The following is a 21,133-nucleotide window of genomic DNA, read 5'->3' on the forward strand; positions in this document are numbered from 1 at the left end:
TTATGGTTTCTCCAACTTATATCCGAAGCCGCGAATAGTCTTTATATAAGCAGGCTGCTTCGTATCTGCTTCAATTTTTTCACGCAAATGACTAATGTGGACATCGACAATTCGAGAATCACCAGCAAAATCATAATTCCACACCGCATCTAAAAGTTGATGTCGGCTCAATACTTTCCCTTGATTATTTGCAAGATATAGTAAAAGTTCGAATTCTTTAGGAGTAAGATCAAGCTTCGTACCTGAGAGAACTGCTTCGTATTTTTCCGGAAAAATAGTAAGCTCTCCAATTTCAATGACTTCATCTTTTGCAACGTCATCAGAAATTTCGTTCATATTCGTTCTTCGTAAAATAGCTTTAACTCGAGCGATGACTTCTCTTGGGCTAAAAGGTTTCGTCAAATAATCATCTGCCCCGAGTTCAAGACCGAGTACCTTATCAAATTCATCGTCTTTAGCAGTTAACATTAAAATAGGCGTTTTTATTTTTTCTTGTCTTAACGTTTTACAAACATCCATTCCATCCATTCCAGGAAGCATTAAGTCCAGAATAATTAAATCCGGTTTTTCTGCCATAGCCATGTCAAGACCAGTCTTTCCATCTTCAGCTGTAATAACTGAATATCCAGCCTTCTCTAAATTAAATCGCAAAAGTGTCACAATCGAAGGCTCATCATCTACAACAAGTACTTTTTCCACCATCCATCCTCCTTTATTTTTTCGAGGGATAGGTTCTCTATTCTAGTTTAATGTACGGTTTTCATGTTGACCTGTCAATCTTCATCAAATTGACAATGTATTTTCGTATGATTAGCGGTAAAATTAGAATAACGATGTATTTCATCGTGAATCAGTGCGAGATCTTTGATTTTCTCATACGATTGAAAATGAATAGTGATTTTGCTATTATTAAGATTGAATGGAACTAAAAAAATATCTTTTAGTTCTTTATTTAGGCTCACTGTGACCGAAAGATTTCTCAGTTTTTTGGAGAAATTATCATAAAGATTTTAATATAAAGGTGGTTTTTTTATGTCATATGTTATCACTTCACCATGTCTAGGTGAAAAGTTTGGCGAATGTGTTGAAGTTTGTCCTGTCGATTGTATTCTCGAAGGAGAAGATATGTATTTTATTGATCCAGATCTTTGTATCGACTGTGGTGCTTGTCAAGCAGTTTGCCCGGTTGAAGCAATATATCATGAGGAAGATTTGCTTCCAGAAGACGAGATCTTTATCCAGAAAGCGAAAGAATTTTTCGCTTCTGCGGAATAATTTCACATATAAAAAGACAAGGTCTAGAGATTTTTCATCCCTTCACCTTGTCTTTTTTATTATCATAGCTTTACCCTTTGTAATCTCAATGCATTTAATACAACGGATACGGAGCTGAACGCCATTGCGGCACCAGCCAACCATGGTGCTAGGAATCCCATCGCAGCAATCGGAATTCCTAACGTATTATAGGCAAAAGCCCAAAATAAGTTTTGTTTTATATTACGGATGGTTTTGTGGCTCATATAAATAGAATCAGCGATACTGTTTAAGTCACCACGAATGAGTGTTATATCTGCTGCTTCCATCGCTACATCCGTCCCCGTTCCAATTGCCATTCCAATATCAGCCATCGCTAGTGCAGGAGCATCGTTGATTCCATCTCCTACCATGGCTACCTTTTTCCCAGTGCCCTGAAGTTTTTTTACTTCCTCTGCCTTTCCTTCTGGCAACACTTCAGCAATGACGTGATCAATACCCGCTTCTTTAGCTATTGCTTTTGCTGTTCGTGCATTATCACCCGTCATCATAATGACTTCAATTTTCATTTCTTTTAAGCGCTCGATTGCTTCTTTTGAAGTATCCTTGATTGTGTCTGCCACTGCTACAATCCCTGCAAAATTACCGTCAAAAGCTGCAAGCATGGCAGTTTTTCCCTCACTTTCATACTTTTCCATTTTAGCTAATGCATCCTGAATCTCGACATTATTTTCTTGCATGAGGCGTCTAGTTCCAACGAGAATTTCTTTTCCATCAATAATAGCTTTAATGCCGAATCCTGGAATTGCTTCGAAGGATGAAGGTTGTTTAAAAAGAATCTTTTTCTTTTTTATTCCATCCACAATGGCTTGAGCTAAAGGATGTTCCGATTGCTGTTCGGCAGATCCGATGAATGATAAAAACTCTATTTCGTTAAGATGGGTAGAAACATTTGTTAAAACTGGAGTGCCATTTGTGACGGTTCCTGTTTTATCTAAAATAACCGTATCAATTTTATGAGTTGATTCTAAATGCTCGCCGCCTTTAAATAAAATGCCATATTCTGCGGCTCTTCCAGATCCGGCCATTATCGAAGTCGGAGTAGCTAGGCCCAGAGCACAAGGACAAGCAATGACTAGGACTGCAATCATATTCTCCAATGCCTCAGCAAAATTTCCAGGCGCAACTCTCGTAAACCAAATAATAAATGTTAGAATCGCAATCCCAACTACTATCGGAACAAAAATACCGGAAATATGGTCTGCCAATCGTTGAATCGGGGCTTTTGACCCTTGTGCTTCTTCTACCACTTTGATAATTTGGGCAAGAGCCGTTTCCTTCCCTACCTTTGTTGCTTGCATTTTGATAAAACCATTTTTATTTATTGTTGCACCAATAACAGAATCCCCAGCAGTTTTATCAACTGGAACGCTTTCTCCAGTAATCATAGATTCATCAAAAGCTGACTCACCTTCGATAATCGTCCCGTCCACCGGTACTTTTTCCCCGGGTTTTACTAGTAAAATATCACCTTTCACTACTTCTTCAAGTGGAATATTAAGGATGGCTTCTTGACGCACGACTGTTGCTGTTTTCGCTTGTAATCCGATTAGCTTTTTAATTGCCTGAGAAGATCTTCCTTTTGCTTTAGACTCAAATAACTTCCCGAGAATAATTAGCGTAATCAAAACAGCACTCGTTTCAAAATATAAATCCATAGCATGAGCACCAGTGTTGATTGAGCGAATGACTAAAAACGCACTATAAAAATAAGCAGCTGACGTACCTAGAACAACTAACACATCCATATTGGCACTTTGATTGCGCAAGGCTTTATAGGCTCCGACATAAAATTGCTTACCAATATAAAATTGCACCGGTGTCGCTAGAGCCATTTGCACCCAGGGATTCTGTAACATTTTTGGCACGTAAATAAATGAAGTAAAGCTAAAATGTGATACCATCGTCCAAAGGAGTGGGAGTGAGAGTATTAGAGATAAAATGAATTTTCTTTCTTGTTTTTTAATTTCCCTTTCGCGATAATCGATTGTTTCTTTCTCGCTATCATCCTTTTTTACTACCGCTCCGTACCCCAATCCCTCGACTCGATCGATTAAATCCATTGTCGATAGGACGGAAGGATTATATTCGATCATCGCTTTTTCCAGAGTTAGATTTACGTTTGATTGGAGGACTCCGGACATTTTTTTCAAACCTTTTTCTATTCTGGTGGAGCAAGCGGCACACGTCATTCCCGTAATGACCAATTCTACTTTTTCAGTGACAACATCATAGCCTAGATCTTGAACTTTTTTCTGAATATCTTCAAAAGATACTTTCTCTTTATCATAATGAACAGTCGCCTTTTCTAATGCGAGATTCACATTGGCATCCTGCACACCATCAAGCTTCTTCAATCCTTTTTCGATTCGATTGGAGCACGCAGCACAAGTCATTCCTGTAATTTGAAATTGGTTTTCTGAAACATTAACTTTATTCATTTTCAGATCTCCTTATACCTATATAGGGTATATATTTTTGAAAAAAGAAAGCGTGCAATAAAGAGCACACGTCCTTTACGATTTTACCTCATACCCTTGATCATCAATCGATTCTTTGATTTCATCTACACTAACTTGCTGATTGTTAAAATCTACTTCAACTGTTCCACCTTCGAGATTTACTTTAACATTGGAAACGCCTTGAAGTTTTCCAACACTTCCTTCCACTGCTTTTACACAATGACCACAAGACATTCCTTCAACGTGCAACGTAATTTTTTCCATATTATCAGCCCCTATTATTTCTTCATAAGTTTTTGTATTGTTATAAGAAATTCGTCTAAGACATCCGTATCTCCTTCTTGGATTCTTTCAACGACACAATTTTTCATATGACCTTCAAGCAAAATTTTTGCTACACTATTTAACGCTGCTTGAGTAGCAGAAATTTGCGTAATCACATCATCACAGTAAGTATCATTTTCAATTAATCGTTTTATCCCTCGGATCTGCCCTTCCACTCGGTTCAGTCTCGTAACTAGGTTTTTTTTCACTTCTTCAGAATGATGACTTTTCCGAATCTCTGTTGATTCGCAGCAGGACTCATCCGAGAGCTGTTGAGGATCTAAATCGCGCGCCATTCATATGCCTCCTTTTTTATATATTAACATACCCCCATATGGTATGCAAATAAGAAATTATTTAAAAAAATGAACTATAGAAACGCCTATACACATATATCAATTTTGAATAAGATAAAACGAATATTATTGTTACAGCTAGGAGGGTAGAGATGTCAAACGAGAAAAAGCCAAAAGAAATTCATGTTGAAAACTTAATCATCCATGCTCAAAATGTTGAAGTCATTGACGAACGGCATAATAGGGAACGGGAAAGGGAAGCACCGCCAGTAAGAGATCCGTGGGGATTCTTCTGGGGTAGACCTGCAGAGGCTCCTCGAGTAGCAGAACAAGAAAACGAATCTAAAGCAGAAAAAGAAAACTAACATTACATGTGAAATTATAAGAACGGAAAGTGATTCGAATCACTTTCCGTTGTTATTTATAGGTCAGTAGGCTATGGTATCTTTTTTCATAGAAATGTCTCTATTATTTTATCTTGAATATGTACGGCGATATATCCATTGTGACCACACGAATGACATTTTCGCTTATGGGTACATTGATTCAGCCATTGTAAGCATAAGGCACACCTTTTTTGTGTACATGGTTACAATGAACCACTATATGTCCCCGATCTAGTTACTTCTGTACGATGTGATATCTTATCGCACCTTGCGATCATGTCGAAACATGAGAATCATGAAAATGCTAATCATCGTAAAAGCCGTTAACGCTAAAAATGGAATGGTAATGAATCCAAACCAGTTGATGTATTGAACATTGCATGGCACACCCTGGACACAAGGCTTGATCGATGCGAAGCCAGGGACTTTTTGTACTAAATAATGGTATAAAGATATCGTGCCCCCAATAAGGGATATCGGAAGAACATATTTCTTAATATGTCTTTCATTATAAAAAGCTGCAATGCCAAGAATGATTGTGAGAGGATACATAAATATTCTTTGAATCCAACAAAGTTCACAAGGAATATAACCTTTAATCTCACTAAAATATAAACTTCCTAGAGTAGCAACCACTGATACGATCCAAGCAAAATATAGGACTAATTGTTGAAATGAAAAGGACGATTTAGAATTATTCATTTTTATTATCCAAGCTCTTTTCAATTTGAGCTTTAATTGCATCGTAATCAAAAGGATCATCTAACATCACGCCGTTAATAATGATTGTCGGAGTGAATTGAATATTTACGTCCTTCACTAGCTTATCATCTATCATCACTTCGTCCAGCGTACCTTTTTCATTTATATCCTTTTTGAATTCGTCAAAGTCTATATTCGGAGCATAGGCTTTTGCAATCTCCACAAGCGTATCGGTCGTTACCCATTCCTCATCGTGATTTTGATTGGAAGGCTGTGCATCATAAATTCCTTTATGAAAAGCCCAAAAGTTTTCTGGATCTTGCTTGAAAACTGATTCAGAGGCAAGTGCTGCAAGGACCGATTCATTCCCATGAAAAAGGACGTTAATATATGTAAGCTTTGCTTTTCCAGTATCGATAAAATCTTCTTGAAGTTTTGGAAAAACTCTTTCCCCCCATGCTTTACAAGATGGGCATTTATAATCTCCAAACTCCACAATGGTTACAGGAGCATCCTCATTCCCTAATGTCGGTTGGTTTTCTAAAGAATTAAGGCTGACTTTTTCTTGATCCTTATCTTGACCTTTATTATTGACAACTAATACGAGTGCCACAATTATGGCAAAAATGACGACTGTGAACAATACAATCTTTTTATTATTCATTTAGCATCTCTCCGCATAAGTAACTTTAATGTCATTAATAGTATCATACCCCTTAGCCGTATGTAAATTAATACGATTTCCCATTTAATAGCCTTTGCTAAACTTGTATATTGATTTTTACCCCCACATCCCATTGGCCTATTTGTCGATAAGTAAACTGCTATATATATTTCTAATCGCAGGAATCTTGTGACTTACGCTCCAATCAATAAATGGGCAAAAAATCAACACTTTGCTTTAACAAAGGCTATTGAATAAGAAAGAAATTTTTAACAGATACTTTGAATAATGACTATTACCTTAAATGAGATGAGTTGAGAAAGACTATGTCTTTTTTCAAAAAAAATAGAAGAACCATAAGAAACAGTGTCAAAAAGGAAACACTTATTTTTCCAACCATAGAGGAAAATCTCCATTACATAGTGGAAGCCCTATACGATACAAATGATTTAAAAACACGCAAAATTACTTTTAATGGAATTCCAGGCATCATTATCTTTTTGGAAACAATGGTGAATTCCGAGGAGCTCCAGAGAAGTATTCTTATACCACTTTCTCAAGTAAACACTTTTCAAAGTATTGATGAGCTCATCACAAGTTCCGAGTTTACGAAAAGTAATTATATAAACATCGCTACAACCTCACTTCTAGCAGGAAATAGTGTGCTTTTTCTACAAAATGGAACCGAATTTTATATATTTAACACAATACAAATCAATTCACGCTCTCCAGAAGAACCCGAAAATGAAAAAGTGGTTCGCGGATCTCATGAAGGGTTCGTAGGGAGGCTTAATATTAATTTAAATTTAGTTAGATCTAGAATACGTAACCGCCAATTAAAAATAGAATACTTTCAACTCGGTTGGGAGACAAATACTCGTGTAGCGATAGTTTATATGGAAGGAATTGCAAATCCATCCATGGTAGATGAGGTTAAAAACAGAATTATTTCCATCTCATCCGACATGGTTTTTAGTCCGGGCTTTCTCGAGGAGTTTATTGAAGATAAACCATTCTCTCCTTTTCAACAAATATTATATACAGAGAGACCTGATCGTGTTGAAGCGCATTTAATGGAGGGAAGAGTAGCAATTTTATCTGACGGAACTTCTGACGTCTCAATTTTGCCTGTCACATTTTTTTCATTCTTTCAAACTCCTGATGATTTTAATATTAGATTTTTTGCTGGTTCTTTGTTTCGTCTATTAAGGATATTGAGTTTTTGGGGAGCTATCACTCTACCATCAATTTATATAGCTATTGTTAGTTTTCATTTTGAAATTATTCCAAGTGATGTCATAACCGTCGTAAAAGGATCTATCGAGAACATTCCATATCCACCTTTCATCGAAGCTCTAATCATGGCCGTCACGATTGAACTAATTAGGGAAGCAGGAATTAGACTTCCGACGCCCATTGGACAAACGATTGGTATCGTAGGGGGTTTAATTATTGGAGAATCAGTTGTGAATGCAGGCTTTGTATCTAATGTAATGGTTATTGTCATTGCATTAACTGCTATTATGTCATTCACTATTCCATCATACGAGATGAGTAATACAGTCCGCCTATTAACATTACCGCTCATGATTGCAGCCGCAACAATTGGATTCGTAGGAATTGTATTTTGTCTAATGATTATAGTGATCCATTTATGTAAATTAGAATCTTTAGGTACACCCTATCTTGCACCGTTAGCTCCATTACACGTTCCAAACTTGAAAGACTCGGTTGTCCGTTTTCCAATTTGGATGTTAAATAAACGCCAAAAGAATATTAAGCCTAAAAAAATGCGAAAGCAAAATCCGTCAAGGGAATGGGAAAAAGATGAAAAGTAAGCAGCATATTTCCCAATTTCAGCTTGTGCTAGTATTAATCCATGCCCAAATTGGAGTAGGGATCGTTTCTTTACCTTATAACATGTTCAATAAGGCTAATGGAGATAGCTGGATTTCTGTTTTAATAACAGGAGCGATTCTGCAAGTGATGATCCTATTGATTTGGGTTTTAATGAGCCGATTTCCAACTCGTCATTTGTTCGAGATGCTGCAAATACTGTTTGGGAAATTTATTGGCAAGTTGATTACGCTATTATATACCGGTTATTTTCTTCTCGTAGCAGTGATGGTGTTGGCAAAATACGGATATGTTATAAAGGTTTGGATGCTTCCATTAACACCAAAATGGTTAGTGTTATTACTCATGACATTAACTGCCATTTATATCGCAAAAGAAAACTTAAAAATATTAGGCCGATTCTTCTTTTTCGCATCCATTACATTACTTATATTTATCTTTATGTCAGCATACTCATTAAAATTTGCTAATGCAACTTATGTTCTTCCGATTGGGAGCCAAGGATTACTTCGAATTTTAAACGGAATTCGTGCAGGGTTTCCCTCTTTTCAAGGATTTGAATTATTAATGATTTTATTTCCATTTGTACAAGCGGATCGTAAAAGTGTTTTAAAAGCTGCAACGATTGCCAATGTATTTGTCACCTTCTTTTACTCGTTTATCGTCCTTACTTGTTTGCTGTTTTTTAGTCCCCAAGAAATGAAGCTTGTCCCAGAGCCTGTTTTATATTTAATTAAATCATTTTCATTTAATATCATCGAACGGCCCGATTTGATCTTTACATCTATGTGGATCGTTTTAGTTGCTACAACATTAATGAGTCTACTATATGTCTCTTCTATAGGTCTTTCTTTTGTCATGAATGCAAAAAGTCATCAATACTACACATATATTATTGCAATTGCTTGTTTTTTGATTGCACTTATTCCAGAAGGAAAATTCGATATTGAAGCCTTAGGTAAGATCAATCAAAAACTTGTTATCTTTTTTGCTTTCGTGCTTCCTATTATTTTTCTGTTCATTTCCTTCATTTTTAAAAAGAAAGAACGGAGGGACAGTAAATGAAACATTGGATTCTCCTTATATGGATGACTATTTTCTCCACCATCCTTGTCGGTTGTTGGGATCAGCGTTTATTGAAGGATAGCAGCTTAATATTAGCAATCGGATATGATCAATTAGATAATAAAATAATGACGACAATTGCCCATCCTCTATCATCATTAAGTGGTCCAAATCAGAGCTCCCCTCCACATGTGAGTGAGATTCTGTCTGCATCAGGCGACACGGCACGGGATGCAGAAGTCCATATGGAGAGAAAAGTTCCTGAGAAATTTGATATGTCAAAAGTAAAGGTTATATTACTGGGAAAAGAGCTTGCATCTCATGGTATATTTTCTATTTTAGATTCGACATATCGAGATTTAAGAGGTCCATTGAATGCAAATGTCGCTATTATTAAAGAAAACGCTAAAGATGCCTTGTCCATCAAAGTGCGTGAATCCATGACAATTAGCGACTATTATTCACAATTGCTCCATACGTCTGAACAAGGTGGGATAACAAAAAATGAAAATGTACAGGGTATTTTTCCAATCATTTTATCGCAAGGAAAAGATTTTGTTGTGCCGTATTTAACTATAGAGAAAGAAGAAAATAAAGCAAGGTTGAATGGATTGGCGATGTTCGATGATGATAAATTTTCAGGTACGTTGGGCTTGAAGGAATCGAGCATGTTTCTAATCCTATCCGATAACAAGAAGAAAAACTTGCCACTAAATTTTAAAGTTAGCAATAATAATAAAAAAGAAGATATAAACTTTGTAAGCGTTCAGGTCCTAAAGATAAAAAGAAAAATTAAAATCGATGATACAGATGGCAATGTTAAAGCAAAAGTGAAAATAAATGTTAATTTATCTATTGAAGAATATCCTGAAGACGATTTATATGAAAAAAAGAAAATTGAAAAACTTAATATAAAGATCCAGAAAAATTTAAATGAACTGGCAGAAACCACGGTAGAGAAAATGCAAAAAGCTAATTGTGATGCCCTTGGTATTGGCCAAAGAGTAAAGGCACATCACCTTGAAACATGGAAAACACTAAACTGGAAAAAAGTCTACCCGGAAATCCCGATAGAGGTAGAATTTACATCCGAAATCATCCAGCATGGGATTATTAATTAGAGATCTTAATGATTTGTATAAAAACCCCATTCAAAATGGCTATTTTGAATGAGGTTTTTTTATATCTAAAAATACATTAATGAATATAATCGCAGAAGTATTTAGAGGTAAGTATCTAAAGTAGGGTAAAAAACAGAGAAAGGCTAAACTGACTTCTAATTCGATAGAAAACGAATAATATATAAAAGCAGAAAACGATAAGGAATGATTTGTAATGAAGAGAACACTAATTCCTGAAGATCTTTTTGCATTAAAAATCACTAGTGATCCACAAATTTCTCCAGACGGGAAGAATGTTGTCTATGTAGAAACAAGGATGGATCCGATTACCAATTCATATAACAGCCGCATCTGGATCGTTCCCACTTTTGGTGAGACAGAACCACGCCAATTCACCTCTGGTCCTGGTCATGATTATGCACCTCGTTGGTCGCCTGACGGCAAATGGCTCGCTTTCGTATCTACTCGGCGGCGACATCCTCAGCTTTGGGTCATGTCCAGTTCGGGTGGAGAGGCCGAGTTGCTTTCTCATATTCCGTACGTTGGTGGTATTCCTGTTTGGTCGCCGGACAGCCAAACCATTGCTTGTGTCGTCCGTGTAGGTCCTGAAGGTCCTGAAGAGAAGCTTAATACGCCAAGACAACGTTTTTCAAAAAATGTACTCGTCATTGATCATCTTGAGTATAAATTGGACACGACTGGTTATTTGGTCGGGAAACACTGGCACCTATTCACTATTCCTGTTATAGGTCCGGATCGTGGCAAGTTCAAGCAACTTACGTTTGGCGACTATAACTACTCTTCACCGGCTTGGTCTCCCGATGGGAAGTACATAGCAGTTGCCGGTAATAAGACTCCTGACCGGCTGGACCTAGCTTTAATCAATGATATATGGGTAATTTCAGCCGCAGGGGGAAAGACAAGAAAGCTTACTCGAAGTCAAGGCCCTGCTGACCATCCAGCATGGTCGCCTGATGGACAAATGATTGCTTATGTTGGACATGATCGATCAAATGGGAGTTATACGAACTCAGGAATTTGGCTAGTACGTTTAGCTGGGGGAGGACCTTGGGAATTAACTGCTGGTTTCCCATATCCCATAGGTGATAAATCTATTGGGGACATCCGTGGTCATAAGGAACCTACGATAAGCTTAACATGGACTGCAGATGGCAACAGTATTTATACATGCGTAAGTAAAGCAGGAGCGGTTCATCTTTGGCTTTTTTCAATTCAAGATAATAAAGCTATCCAAATGACCTATGGAAATTTAGTCATCTACAATTTTTACATCCATAAAGAAACTTTACAGGTAGCTATGGCTATTACTACAACTACACTCCCAAATGACATTTGGATTGCTGACATCTTTGATCAAACAACGATTTCTAACGAACGGCGACTCACTAGAGTAAACGAGGATCTGCTCAGTCGTATCGAGATTTCCGAGCCCATCCGTTTTACCTCGAGAACGAAAAATGGTCCTGAAGTCGAAGGGTGGATTTTATATCCACCTAGTTGGGTTCCTTCAGGAGATCGAATTCCAGCAATTCTAGAAATTCACGGTGGACCAATGGTCATGTATGGATACGTCTTCTTTCTCGAATTTCAGTTACTGGCGGCGCATGGCTTTGCTGTAGTTTACACCAACCCTCGTGGGAGCATGGGCTATGGGCAAGAGTTTGTCGCAGCAATCCGTGGAGATTGGGGAAACTATGATTATGCGGATTTGATGGCTGCAATGGACAACGCTCTTTCGAAGGGAACACTTGACCCTAACCGTCTTGGTGTTGCTGGCGGAAGCTACGGAGGGTATATGACAAACTGGATCGTTACTCAAACCCAACGTTTTAGAGCTGCAGTTTCCATGAGAGGTATCAGTAATCTATATAGTTTTTTTGGTACGTCTGACGGAGGATTTTTACAGGCCGACAATTATGGAGGGCCGCCATGGGTGTTGCCTGAAAAATATATGGAGCAATCGCCAATCAAGTACGTGGCAAATGTACGAACTCCGCTCTTGATCATTCATAGCACCCTGGATTTTCGGGTTCCTATTGAACAAGGAGAGCAATTTTATACAGCCTTGAAGTTTCAGGGACGAAATGTGCGTATGCTTCGCTTTATTAACGATACTCATGAGCTATCACGTTCTGGAAATCCATGGCATCGAGTGATTCGATTGGAACATATTCTCGACTGGTTTCAAAGGTATTTATCACCTACGGAAATTGAATAAAAAACATCCGACCACTTGCGGATGTCTTATTTTTGTCCTTTGTTACATAGGTAAAGTCATGTCCTGCATTACTTTTTCTTGAATCTTTTTAAAGCTATCCTTTCCAAACACATTATGGGCTTTTCTCTCTAATTCATTTATTATTTCGTCGTTCTCCATTAAAGTCTCTCTTATCCGTTGGATCAATTGAAGAGCGCTTGGTCCGGTAACACGATTGGCTACACGTTCAAGAAGAACTTTCGCATCTACGGAAAATTTAGGAACAAAGCTAAGGCACATTACGATATTGAGTTGAAGTGCTTTACTATATTCTTTTGTGAAAGCACGGCGAACTCCTCCTCGAACACCTGCATAACCATATGAAATTTCAGACACAGCCCGATAAAATAGAATCATCCCATCTGCATGACTTGAGTCTTTGTTTAATCGGAGTTCACTTACTAAGGATGTTAATCGCTTTACTATTTGATGGGCTTCTTCAATTGATCTCCACCAATCCAGTAATCGTCTCTGTTCCTCTTCACTTAATGTTAAAGCTAGTGTATCTGGCATTTTTTCTCCCCCTTTATTTTGTCCTATAATCGTGGGATTGCTTGTATATTCTCGATTCGTGTACGTATAGAGTCCCATTCAGGTCCAAGCAAAGCCTGACCAAGTTTTATAGCTTCATTGATTCTTAATTCAATTTGATAATTTAAATAACGGCTTTGCTCTACCAGATGATAAACATCAGGGTTTGCTTTTTTTACAGCCAGTTCAAAATTAGGACTTAATTGTTTTACACTAATCCCCAGAGTATCAAGGTCGAACACTAGCAATTCTTTTACAAGTGATATAGATTCACCATGACGAATCCGATTAATCGTTCCTTGAACTGCATCAAACCCATAGCCAATATCAGCTACAGACGCATGGTATGGGTTTAGTCCAGGTGCCGCTCTCATAGATGGGACAGCTCGAAAACCCGTCGTAATAGAGCAAACTACTTCTTTGGCAGCCATCCCTTTTTCTAAAGCAGCATAGATGGCATCAAGATACGCAGCTTGCTCATTGTAGTTCACTCCTGAAAAGTTCATTTAATCTTCTCCTTACACATATTGGCTAAGAAGCAAGGGCAAGTGCCATTGCTTCTTATTTATATATATAAAAATTAACTCTACAAAGTGAACCTTACCGACCAAATTATTATTTCCGTTCTAAATCCTCGTCTTTGAAAGACTTTAATTTGTGCTATTAATCAAGCCAACAATACTCTCGTTTTATACATAGACGTGAAGAATTCATTTGTTTAAATACTAATAAAACTTGATCACGTAACAAGGAACAAGCGTCTTATCATGGTAAAATCCCATCGTATATGTGGGTCTTAATGATAAAATCAAATAGATGTGCGAATAATAACAAAAAAATAAGAGAGGGATGTTTTCATATGACAAATGGCTTTCGTCATTTACATAAGCTGAAGGACTTAGCCCCTGAACAGGAACAAGCCTTTACCGAATTTAATGATGCTGTTTTTCAGGAAGGTGCCCTTACTAAGAAAGAAAAAGAAATTATAGCCGTAGCCATTGCTCACGTAATTCAATCCCCTTATTGGATTAATTCTTATACAAAAAGAGCGAAACAGGAAGGTGCCTCACTCGAAGAACTTGTCGAAGCAGCATTTGTAGCATCAGGCATTGAAGCAGGTGGAGTGGTAACACATAGTACCCACATTCAAAATGCACAGAATCCCGAAGCAGAGGATGTCCTTTATGCAAGATCTAATTTAAAACAACTTAGTTTCATTGGTAAAAATGCTCATATAGGTTTCCGAGGCTATTCTAATTTCAGTGCCACCTCAACGAAAGCAGGAACATTAAGTGCGAAATTCAAGGAAACAATTGCCGTAGCGGTAGCCCATGCAACTCAATGCCCCTATTGCATTGATGTCCATACGAGAAATGCAGTAAAAGCAGGAGCCACTAATAAAGAACTTTCTGAAGCTGTTCTAGTTACTTCTGCTTTACTTGCTGGAGGAGCCTATGCATATTTGGACAACATGATTGAATGCTATGAAGAATAATAAAATTAAACCTCCTCAAATATTGAGGAGGTTTAATTTTATTATTAACAAGGTCTCTTTAAGTTAAAGTAGCTCGTTAGCCCTGAAAGGTAATAGAAAGATAACTTCATCACAATCTAGATGATTTATGAATAATAACTTCAAACCGCCTTTTCGGGCATATACATATCTCTTTTTTCTATAAACAAAATACCAAGTTCATGATGATCTCCTTCGTAAAGAGCACGTTGAACGAGACGAATCTCACCATTTTTATCGAAAACTTCAAGCTTGCAATAGGCACGATTTTTTAATAATGCTTCATATAAATCCTGTTTATTATGTACTTTTATATTGTTGCACGTTTGAATAATCTCACCCGTTTTTAATCCCATTTTATCTGCAGGAGATTCCGGGAGTACATCCAATACCATAATCCCACTATTTTTTGGTGTGAAATAATATAATGTAGAACCTTCACGTACCCTGTGAAAATATGAAATTAATAGCCTTCCAATTATAGCTAAGAAAGCAGCGATTGCCGGGATATAATACGGCATTAAAAAACTGACGGAGCCAATGGCAGTAATGACGATACCGAGACTAAGAACATGTTTACCCAACCTTTTTACAACATTTCCAGGCAGTGTCGTTTGAATTTGTTGCTGAAATCCTAATAGAAATGGAACTAAAATGAAAGAATAGCTTTCTGTTCCCCAATTAATAACCGGCCACCACTCAAACGGAGCATTAATGGGACCACTTGGAAGAAAAAGAAAGAACGGCAATAGCCATAGTCGCTTCGTCTGGAGAGCTCCTACTGTTAATCCCCTTCTACTTTTTCTTAGTTTAGGAGATACGTCTTTTAGACCATTTTTTAACATGAGTATTCCCTCAGTAATTGTGAGAATACCTAGCAAAATTGCAGTCCCCATGAAGAAACTCGGATCTATAGATGTTAATGAATTATTAAAATAAGGAATTTCAAAACTAAATATATGGGCGACAAATAAAAATAACAATGCCAACCCGATAGTAAGAGCTGGAGATAACAGCCTCGCATTCCCAACCAAACCTAATATTAATGTCAAGATGGCAATAAATGCGATGATAGGAAATGGAATAGTCAAACCTAGTGAAACGAACAGTAATGATAAAATAAGTCCCGCAGCGAATCCGGCTGGAAGTAATGACTGTAATTCATGGAAAAGACCATGAACCCTCACATGAAAATCTCGACGCTCCCTTTTGACTCTAAAATACCCCGCGGTTATAGCAAGTAAAATTGAAAAGTATAAGATCGGATGAAGAAACAATCGACCAATTCCCTTTGCGATTTCAAGCAACCATATTTCCGCCATACTCCCACATCCTTTTTTTCGGAAAAATACTTACCTACTATTCTATCAGAACTTTCCGGAAAAAAGGACATAAATTTAGAAAAGCGGAAGTGCCTTGTTCCTAGACAGACAAACTTCAGATCCTTTTTAGGAAAAAGGACCTGAAGTTTGCTAGTTAATAGTCGGTAGAGCTGACAATGTTAAGTCTAGGCATTGATTTTATTATGAATTATTATCGAAACGTCTTTAATGCCACTTGTAATTGTAAATCATTTTTTTCATCTTGAATGGCGCTGATGATTTCCTCTTCTAATTTCAATGCGGTTTTTTCATCGATACGACCAGTTACGGGAATATTTTTAATTGATTGAAACGCCTTAACCGCTCTCTCAGTTTGCTCGTCAAAATATCCATCTTGTCTTCCTGTTCCATAACCTAGTGCCATCAGCATTTCTTGAGCAATCGTCACATTCTCGTTATTCATATCATGGGCAAGAGTTTCTTCTAGCTGTAAAGAATGAGCATGAAAATAAGCAGGTTGTTCTACTTCAATCGTCGGTTTTATTCCTTTTCCATGGATCCAATTCCCATTTGGAGTTAACCATTTAAACATTGTCAATTTAATATTGCTGCGGTCATCTAAAGGTAATGCCTGTTGTACTGTTCCTTTTCCAAAGGTTTTCTTTCCAACTAACGTATAGCCTTCGATTTCATGTAAGGCACCCGCCAATATTTCTGATGCCGAGGCACTTCCTTCGTCGATTAGGACCGTAATCGGATACGATTTTTTCTCTTTTAAACCAGTAAAATATGGATTTTTCTTTCCTGAGCGCTCTTTAATTTGTACGTACGGTTTCGAATCCGTTACTATTTGAAACAAAATATCCTCCACACTCGAGAGCATCCCACCAGGGTTTCCGCGCACATCAATGATGAGTCCCGATATATTCTGTTCCTCTAATTTCCGCAACTGTGTTGAAAAATCTTTTGCTGTTCCTTGTGAAAATGACGTTATTTGAATGAATCCAATATTCTCTCCGTAACTTTTTTTCAAATCTGAAAAAACGGTTAATACAGGCACTTTATCTCTTGTTATTTCTACGTTTAAAGGCTTCGACAATCCAGTTCTAACGATTTCAATTTTTACAATAGATCCTTTTTCTCCACGAATTTTCTTGGATGCTTCATATACATCAAGACCTTCTACTGATTGACCATCAATGCTGATGATTTGATCTTTTGCTTTCAGTCCAGCCTTTTCAGCAGGTGAGTTTTTAATTGGTGAAATAATGATAAGCTTCCCTTCCTGAATCGCAATCTGTGCTCCAATTCCGTCGAAGGAGGAATCTAAACTATCATTAAATCTTTCCGATGCATCTTCATCCATATAAACAGAATAAGGATCCTGCAAAGTGCCGACCATTCCTTGAATAGCCCCTTGTATAAGTTGTTCTTGACTAACATCTTCTACATAAGATTTTTGAATTAATTCCAATGCATCCTCAACTTTGTTCAGCCCTTGGGTTCTCTCTCTTTCAGTTATTGCGTCTTGGTTCGATTCAACTTTTTCCTTGCTAAAATCCATCGTTCCCGGCGGCAATATCCATAATAAACTACCATATGTACCAGCCGCGCCCAATAATAAGGAGCAGATTGAAATGATGACTAGCCATCTATTCTTCATGTTTTTCCTCCTCCGCCGCTCAAGCAATGACACTGCATTCTCAAGAGTTTTTCCATACATCCTATGCAGCAAGAGGACAAGTTATGTGAAGAAACGTGTGTTAATGGGCTAGGAAAAAATGAAGTGCGATTTTTTCAAAGATGAGATTGACTCCTATTTTGAATCATACGATGATACCCACTATTAGACCAAGTACCTAGGGCCGGTCTTTACCCAGGATACAACTTATATTGGACAAAATGCTTCCTGCCTTGCGAATTTTGTCTATTATAGACCTCTTATTGGACAAAACGCTTAGTCCCTTACGAACTTTGTCCATTATAGACCTCTTATTGGACAAAATGCTTAGTCCCTTACGAACTTTGTCCATTATGGACCTCTTATTGGACAAAACGCTTAATCCCTTACGAACTTTGTCCATTATTAACCTCTTATTGGACAAAAACGCTTCCTGCCTTGCGAATTTTGTCTATTATAGACCTCTTATTGGACAAAACGCTTAATCCCTTACGAACTTTGTCCATTATAGACCTCTTATTGGACAAAACGCTTAGTCCCTTACGAACTTTGTCCATTATGGACCTCTTATTGGACAAAATGCTTGATCCAATACGAACTTTGTCCATTATCAATTTATCGCTTTTAATTGGACCACTTCTTCCGAATCAACCGCACTAAGTCGACGCCCCTTTCCCCATTACAAAAGGACTAAGAAACGAGTCTCAGTCCTCTTCAATCACAAAATTATTTTACAGTTGTAGCAGCTACTGCTTTTGCAATTGCTTGCTCAAGGTCGCCAGTGATATCTTCCAGCGCTTCTAGGCCGACTGCCAAGCGGATTAATTCTTCTGTTACACCCGTCAATTTCAATTCTTCAGCGCTAAGCTGTTGGTGAGTTGTAGATGCCGGATGGATAATTAATGATTTGGCGTCTCCAACGTTTGCGACGTGAGAGAATAGCTTCACGTTATCAATTGTCGCTCTTCCTGCGTCACGACCGCCTTTAATACCGAATACGACGATCGCTCCCGCTCCTTTAGGGAAGTATTTTTTCGAAAGTTCATAGGATGGATGATCTTCCAACCCTGGATATGACACCCACTCTACTGCATCGTGTTCTTGTAAGTATTTTGCGACCGCCTTTGCATTTTCAACGTGTTTTTCCATACGAAGGTGTAGAGTTTCTAGACCTTGTAAGAAAATAAACGCATTGTCAGGGCTTAAGCAAGGTCCGAAATCACGAAGTAATTGAACTCTAAGCTTTGTCGCAAACGCAGCTCCAGGAACATCGATGCCAAAGCGGATTCCATGGTAAGTATGATCTGGCTCTATAAAATCAGGGAACTTTTCATTATTCCAATCAAACTTTCCGCTATCTACTACAACTCCTCCGATTGCTGTTCCATGACCGCCAATCCATTTTGTTGCGGAATGAACAACGATATCTGCACCAAACTCAATTGGTCTGCTCAATACAGGAGTAGCGAAAGTGCTGTCAACGATTAATGGAATGCCGTTTTCATGAGCTATATTAGCAACAGCTTCTACATCAAGAATATGAAGGCTTGGGTTTCCGATTACTTCTGCGAAAAGAGCTTTCGTTTTAGGAGTAATGGCTTTTCTAAAATTCTCAGGATCTTTCGGATCAACAAACTTTACATTTATACCATACTTCGGTAGAGAAACAGCGAACAAATTAAACGTACCACCATATAAATCTGTGGCAGCAACAATTTCATCACCTGCGCGAGCAATATTTAAAATTGAAAAGGCAATTGCCGCCATTCCGGATGATAAAGCAACAGCAGCTGTTCCACCTTCAAGTTCTGCAACACGTTTTTCAAATACATCTACAGTCGGGTTCATAATACGGGAATAAATATTTCCTGTAACTTCTAAGCCAAATAATTTTTGTGCGTGCTCTGTATTTTCAAAAACATACGAAGTTGTTCTATAAACTGGAACTGCACGTGCGCCCGATTCATCAGGCACTTGACCTCCATGAAGTAATACCGTTTCTTGTTTGTAATTTTCTTGACTCATTTTTCCATCCTCCTAATTTAAAGTTAGTTGATTCGAAAACTTGGTTTAAAAGTTCTCTTGTAAAACTAAAAACCCTCTTCCATAAGAAGAGGGCTTATAATCAGTTTCCTCCCCTTATCTACCAAATCACTAATGATTTGTAGGAATTAGCACCTTTTCAGATATAAACATCTGAAGGTTGCCGGGCATCGCAGGGCCTATTCCCTCCGCCGCTCTTGATAAGAGTGATATTAATATTCATTTTTAAATTTTCTATAAACTCTTGAAAACTAGTATATATGAAGGCTAATCAAAAAGTCAACACATTTTTTGTTTATTGAAGAAATCACTTTAAATCCTTTACCAATTTCTCCATCATTTCTTCATCCATTGGTCCTAAAATCTTCTTTTGGATAACCCCATTCGTACCAATCAAAAAACTCGTAGGAATTGGAATAATTCTATACTTGTCACCAACTTCTCCCTCTTCATCCAATGGAACATGAAAAGTGAGCCCATAGTCTTCGATGAATTTCTTTACCTTTTCAGGTCCATTCCCGCCTTTTTCATTAGCTGTTAGATTTACTGCAATGATTTCTACATTTAATTTCTCAGCATTTTTTTTATAAAAATTCTCCATATGCGGCATTTCCGCTCTACATGGAGGACACCAAGTTGCCCAAAAGTTCAATATGACTTTTTTTCCATTAAAATCAGACAACCTAATCTTTTCACCATCAAGCGTCATAAGCTCAAAATCGGGAGGAATATCCCCTTCCGTTACACCCTCATTGTACTCCTCCATGCCTTCTACATCATTAGGAGAATCAATATAATATTGTTCTTGTAATGCAATATCCTCTTTCTTTGCGCGGGCATCCTGAATAATATTTACGATTAAAACACATGCAAGTAAAGCAACTAGCGTTAAACCAAAGATTTTCTTAGTCACGTTTCGGCCTCCTTATTTTTGCTAGTATGCTTAATATCATTGCGATTATAACATATGTAGCGATCGGCAATGTTAGTAATTGATTTTGCATAGAATAAAAGAAAGCTAGTACTCCAATGTATAAAACTAAGATTTGAAGTTGCCAAATCAACTGTTTTTCCTTCAATAGGGATAAAATGATAACTAATGTTCCGATTAATAGATGGACGAGTTGCCACATAATCGTTACGTGTGATACATATGAGGAAACTACTTCGTTTATAACGATGAATAAGAGCCAAGCCTGAACAAATTCTTCTATCCTTACCTCATTATTCTTCACGTAAAAATATGTATACACAATAGCCGTGGCTACTCCCAGCCAAAAACCTTTTATTCCTCCATTAAAATAAAGAATGGAGAGCGGATTTGCTAAGATCATTTTGAATTGAAATAGAATTACACTTAACTTCCACGTAATAATAAAAGTAAAGACAACATTCCCATACCAATTAGCTGTATCTTTTCGTTTTCGAAGCGATAAAAAAACTCCAGCCAGAATAAAAGCAGATAGTATGGAGACCCAAGAGGCAGGGAAAGATAAAGTTCCAATCGTATACCAAGTCAATTTATACCAACTCACTTTTCTAACTTTAAACAAAGTCGTACATTGATAAACCTA

Annotated in this window: 20 protein-coding genes and 1 riboswitch; of the genes, 7 read left to right on the forward strand and 13 right to left on the reverse strand. The window is 37.5% G+C overall.

Annotation, left to right across the window (positions count from 1 at the left end):
• Entirely contained in the window at positions 1 to 702 is a 702-nt protein-coding gene (locus KHA93_RS11940; RefSeq protein ID WP_213110933.1) for a response regulator transcription factor, read from the reverse strand.
• A gap of 330 nt (positions 703 to 1,032) precedes the next feature.
• Here KHA93_RS11940 and fdxA point away from each other — a divergent pair, with 330 nt between their 5' ends.
• The gene (gene fdxA, locus KHA93_RS11945) at positions 1,033 to 1,275 is read left to right on the forward strand and encodes a 4Fe-4S ferredoxin (protein ID WP_213110934.1); all 243 of its coding nucleotides are present in this window, start codon (positions 1,033 to 1,035) and stop codon (positions 1,273 to 1,275) included.
• A gap of 62 nt (positions 1,276 to 1,337) precedes the next feature.
• Here fdxA and KHA93_RS11950 read toward each other — a convergent pair whose 3' ends face one another.
• The 3 genes from KHA93_RS11950 to KHA93_RS11960 form a co-directional block, all read right to left on the reverse strand.
• Positions 1,338 to 3,755 carry a heavy metal translocating P-type ATPase gene (locus KHA93_RS11950; RefSeq protein ID WP_213110935.1) on the reverse strand — a complete coding sequence of 806 codons (2,418 nt, stop codon included), beginning with the start codon at positions 3,753 to 3,755 and terminating at the stop codon, positions 1,338 to 1,340.
• Between the two features lie 75 nt (positions 3,756 to 3,830).
• A complete protein-coding gene (gene copZ, locus KHA93_RS11955; protein ID WP_213110936.1) occupies positions 3,831 to 4,040 on the reverse strand; it encodes a copper chaperone CopZ in 210 nt (69 codons plus the stop codon).
• Positions 4,041 to 4,054: 14 nt separating this feature from the next.
• Positions 4,055 to 4,396 carry a metal-sensitive transcriptional regulator gene (locus KHA93_RS11960; protein WP_213110937.1) on the reverse strand — a complete coding sequence of 114 codons (342 nt, stop codon included), beginning with the start codon at positions 4,394 to 4,396 and terminating at the stop codon, positions 4,055 to 4,057.
• A gap of 152 nt (positions 4,397 to 4,548) precedes the next feature.
• Between KHA93_RS11960 and KHA93_RS11965 the strand changes: the two genes are divergently transcribed.
• On the forward strand, positions 4,549 to 4,761 hold the full coding sequence (locus KHA93_RS11965; RefSeq protein WP_213110938.1) for a hypothetical protein: 213 nt from the start codon (positions 4,549 to 4,551) through the stop codon (positions 4,759 to 4,761).
• A gap of 279 nt (positions 4,762 to 5,040) precedes the next feature.
• On the opposite strand, the gene KHA93_RS11970 is transcribed toward KHA93_RS11965, so the two are convergent.
• Entirely contained in the window at positions 5,041 to 5,484 is a 444-nt protein-coding gene (locus KHA93_RS11970) for a disulfide oxidoreductase (RefSeq protein WP_213110939.1), read from the reverse strand.
• Positions 5,477 to 6,148, reverse strand: coding sequence for a DsbA family protein (locus KHA93_RS11975; protein WP_213110940.1), 672 nt, complete (start codon positions 6,146 to 6,148; stop codon positions 5,477 to 5,479). The genes KHA93_RS11970 and KHA93_RS11975 overlap by 8 nt, the downstream gene beginning before the upstream one ends.
• Positions 6,149 to 6,570: 422 nt before the next feature.
• Between KHA93_RS11975 and KHA93_RS11980 the strand changes: the two genes are divergently transcribed.
• From KHA93_RS11980 to KHA93_RS11995, 4 genes are all read left to right on the forward strand, one after another.
• Positions 6,571 to 7,986 carry a spore germination protein gene (locus KHA93_RS11980; RefSeq protein WP_349772282.1) on the forward strand — a complete coding sequence of 472 codons (1,416 nt, stop codon included), beginning with the start codon at positions 6,571 to 6,573 and terminating at the stop codon, positions 7,984 to 7,986.
• Entirely contained in the window at positions 7,976 to 9,070 is a 1,095-nt protein-coding gene (locus KHA93_RS11985) for a GerAB/ArcD/ProY family transporter (protein ID WP_213110942.1), read from the forward strand. Before KHA93_RS11980 ends, KHA93_RS11985 begins: the two co-directional genes overlap by 11 nt.
• Entirely contained in the window at positions 9,067 to 10,191 is a 1,125-nt protein-coding gene (locus KHA93_RS11990) for a Ger(x)C family spore germination protein (RefSeq protein WP_213110943.1), read from the forward strand. Before KHA93_RS11985 ends, KHA93_RS11990 begins: the two co-directional genes overlap by 4 nt.
• Before the next feature lie 214 nt (positions 10,192 to 10,405).
• Positions 10,406 to 12,430 carry a S9 family peptidase gene (locus KHA93_RS11995; RefSeq protein ID WP_213110944.1) on the forward strand — a complete coding sequence of 675 codons (2,025 nt, stop codon included), beginning with the start codon at positions 10,406 to 10,408 and terminating at the stop codon, positions 12,428 to 12,430.
• Between the two features lie 42 nt (positions 12,431 to 12,472).
• Here the strand turns inward: KHA93_RS11995 and KHA93_RS12000 are convergent, their stop codons facing one another.
• Together KHA93_RS12000 and KHA93_RS12005 are read right to left on the reverse strand one after the other, a co-directional pair.
• Positions 12,473 to 12,982, reverse strand: a complete 510-nt coding sequence (locus KHA93_RS12000; RefSeq protein ID WP_213110945.1) for a hypothetical protein — start codon at positions 12,980 to 12,982, stop codon at positions 12,473 to 12,475.
• A 23-nt stretch (positions 12,983 to 13,005) separates the two neighbouring features.
• Complete coding sequence (locus tag KHA93_RS12005) at positions 13,006 to 13,506, reverse strand: hypothetical protein (protein ID WP_213110946.1); 501 nt, start codon at positions 13,504 to 13,506, stop codon at positions 13,006 to 13,008.
• 353 nt (positions 13,507 to 13,859) lie between these two features.
• On the opposite strand from KHA93_RS12005, the gene KHA93_RS12010 reads away from it, so the two are divergent.
• On the forward strand, positions 13,860 to 14,495 hold the full coding sequence (locus KHA93_RS12010; protein WP_213110947.1) for a carboxymuconolactone decarboxylase family protein: 636 nt from the start codon (positions 13,860 to 13,862) through the stop codon (positions 14,493 to 14,495).
• 140 nt (positions 14,496 to 14,635) lie between these two features.
• Here KHA93_RS12010 and KHA93_RS12015 read toward each other — a convergent pair whose 3' ends face one another.
• The 5 genes from KHA93_RS12015 to KHA93_RS12035 all read right to left on the reverse strand — a co-directional run bounded on the left by KHA93_RS12015 (position 14,636) and on the right by KHA93_RS12035 (position 21,112).
• On the reverse strand, positions 14,636 to 15,835 hold the full coding sequence (locus KHA93_RS12015) for a PDZ domain-containing protein (RefSeq protein ID WP_213110948.1): 1,200 nt from the start codon (positions 15,833 to 15,835) through the stop codon (positions 14,636 to 14,638).
• A 211-nt stretch (positions 15,836 to 16,046) separates the two neighbouring features.
• Positions 16,047 to 17,498: a S41 family peptidase gene (locus KHA93_RS12020; protein ID WP_213110949.1), complete on the reverse strand. Its 1,452-nt coding sequence runs from the start codon at positions 17,496 to 17,498 to the stop codon at positions 16,047 to 16,049.
• Between the two features lie 744 nt (positions 17,499 to 18,242).
• On the reverse strand, positions 18,243 to 19,541 hold the full coding sequence (locus KHA93_RS12025) for an O-acetylhomoserine aminocarboxypropyltransferase/cysteine synthase family protein (protein ID WP_213110950.1): 1,299 nt from the start codon (positions 19,539 to 19,541) through the stop codon (positions 18,243 to 18,245).
• Positions 19,542 to 19,652: 111 nt separating this feature from the next.
• A riboswitch (SAM riboswitch) is annotated at positions 19,653 to 19,766 on the reverse strand.
• A 100-nt stretch (positions 19,767 to 19,866) separates the two neighbouring features.
• On the reverse strand, positions 19,867 to 20,472 hold the full coding sequence (locus KHA93_RS12030) for a redoxin domain-containing protein (RefSeq protein ID WP_213110951.1): 606 nt from the start codon (positions 20,470 to 20,472) through the stop codon (positions 19,867 to 19,869).
• On the reverse strand, positions 20,465 to 21,112 hold the full coding sequence (locus KHA93_RS12035; protein WP_213110952.1) for a hypothetical protein: 648 nt from the start codon (positions 21,110 to 21,112) through the stop codon (positions 20,465 to 20,467). The genes KHA93_RS12030 and KHA93_RS12035 overlap by 8 nt, the downstream gene beginning before the upstream one ends.
• Positions 21,113 to 21,133: the final 21 nt, after the last annotated feature.

The organism is Lederbergia citrisecunda (assembly GCF_018343695.1).
GTDB classification, from domain to species: Bacteria; Bacillota; Bacilli; order Bacillales; family Bacillaceae_C; genus Lederbergia; species Lederbergia citrisecunda.

Excerpts from the sequence above, each read along its gene's own strand:
- KHA93_RS11940 (WP_213110933.1), bottom strand. The coding sequence starts at position 702 with ATGGTGGAAAAAGTACTTGTTGTAGATGATGAGCCTTCGATTGTGACA.
- fdxA (WP_213110934.1), top strand. The coding sequence starts at position 1,033 with ATGTCATATGTTATCACTTCACCATGTCTAGGTGAAAAGTTTGGCGAA.
- KHA93_RS11950 (WP_213110935.1), bottom strand. The coding sequence starts at position 3,755 with ATGAATAAAGTTAATGTTTCAGAAAACCAATTTCAAATTACAGGAATG.
- copZ (WP_213110936.1), bottom strand. The coding sequence starts at position 4,040 with ATGGAAAAAATTACGTTGCACGTTGAAGGAATGTCTTGTGGTCATTGT.
- KHA93_RS11960 (WP_213110937.1), bottom strand. The coding sequence starts at position 4,396 with ATGGCGCGCGATTTAGATCCTCAACAGCTCTCGGATGAGTCCTGCTGC.
- KHA93_RS11965 (WP_213110938.1), top strand. The coding sequence starts at position 4,549 with ATGTCAAACGAGAAAAAGCCAAAAGAAATTCATGTTGAAAACTTAATC.
- KHA93_RS11970 (WP_213110939.1), bottom strand. The coding sequence starts at position 5,484 with ATGAATAATTCTAAATCGTCCTTTTCATTTCAACAATTAGTCCTATAT.
- KHA93_RS11975 (WP_213110940.1), bottom strand. The coding sequence starts at position 6,148 with ATGAATAATAAAAAGATTGTATTGTTCACAGTCGTCATTTTTGCCATA.
- KHA93_RS11985 (WP_213110942.1), top strand. The coding sequence starts at position 7,976 with ATGAAAAGTAAGCAGCATATTTCCCAATTTCAGCTTGTGCTAGTATTA.
- KHA93_RS11990 (WP_213110943.1), top strand. The coding sequence starts at position 9,067 with ATGAAACATTGGATTCTCCTTATATGGATGACTATTTTCTCCACCATC.
- KHA93_RS11995 (WP_213110944.1), top strand. The coding sequence starts at position 10,406 with ATGAAGAGAACACTAATTCCTGAAGATCTTTTTGCATTAAAAATCACT.
- KHA93_RS12000 (WP_213110945.1), bottom strand. The coding sequence starts at position 12,982 with ATGCCAGATACACTAGCTTTAACATTAAGTGAAGAGGAACAGAGACGA.
- KHA93_RS12005 (WP_213110946.1), bottom strand. The coding sequence starts at position 13,506 with ATGAACTTTTCAGGAGTGAACTACAATGAGCAAGCTGCGTATCTTGAT.
- KHA93_RS12010 (WP_213110947.1), top strand. The coding sequence starts at position 13,860 with ATGACAAATGGCTTTCGTCATTTACATAAGCTGAAGGACTTAGCCCCT.
- KHA93_RS12015 (WP_213110948.1), bottom strand. The coding sequence starts at position 15,835 with ATGGCGGAAATATGGTTGCTTGAAATCGCAAAGGGAATTGGTCGATTG.
- KHA93_RS12020 (WP_213110949.1), bottom strand. The coding sequence starts at position 17,498 with ATGAAGAATAGATGGCTAGTCATCATTTCAATCTGCTCCTTATTATTG.
- KHA93_RS12025 (WP_213110950.1), bottom strand. The coding sequence starts at position 19,541 with ATGAGTCAAGAAAATTACAAACAAGAAACGGTATTACTTCATGGAGGT.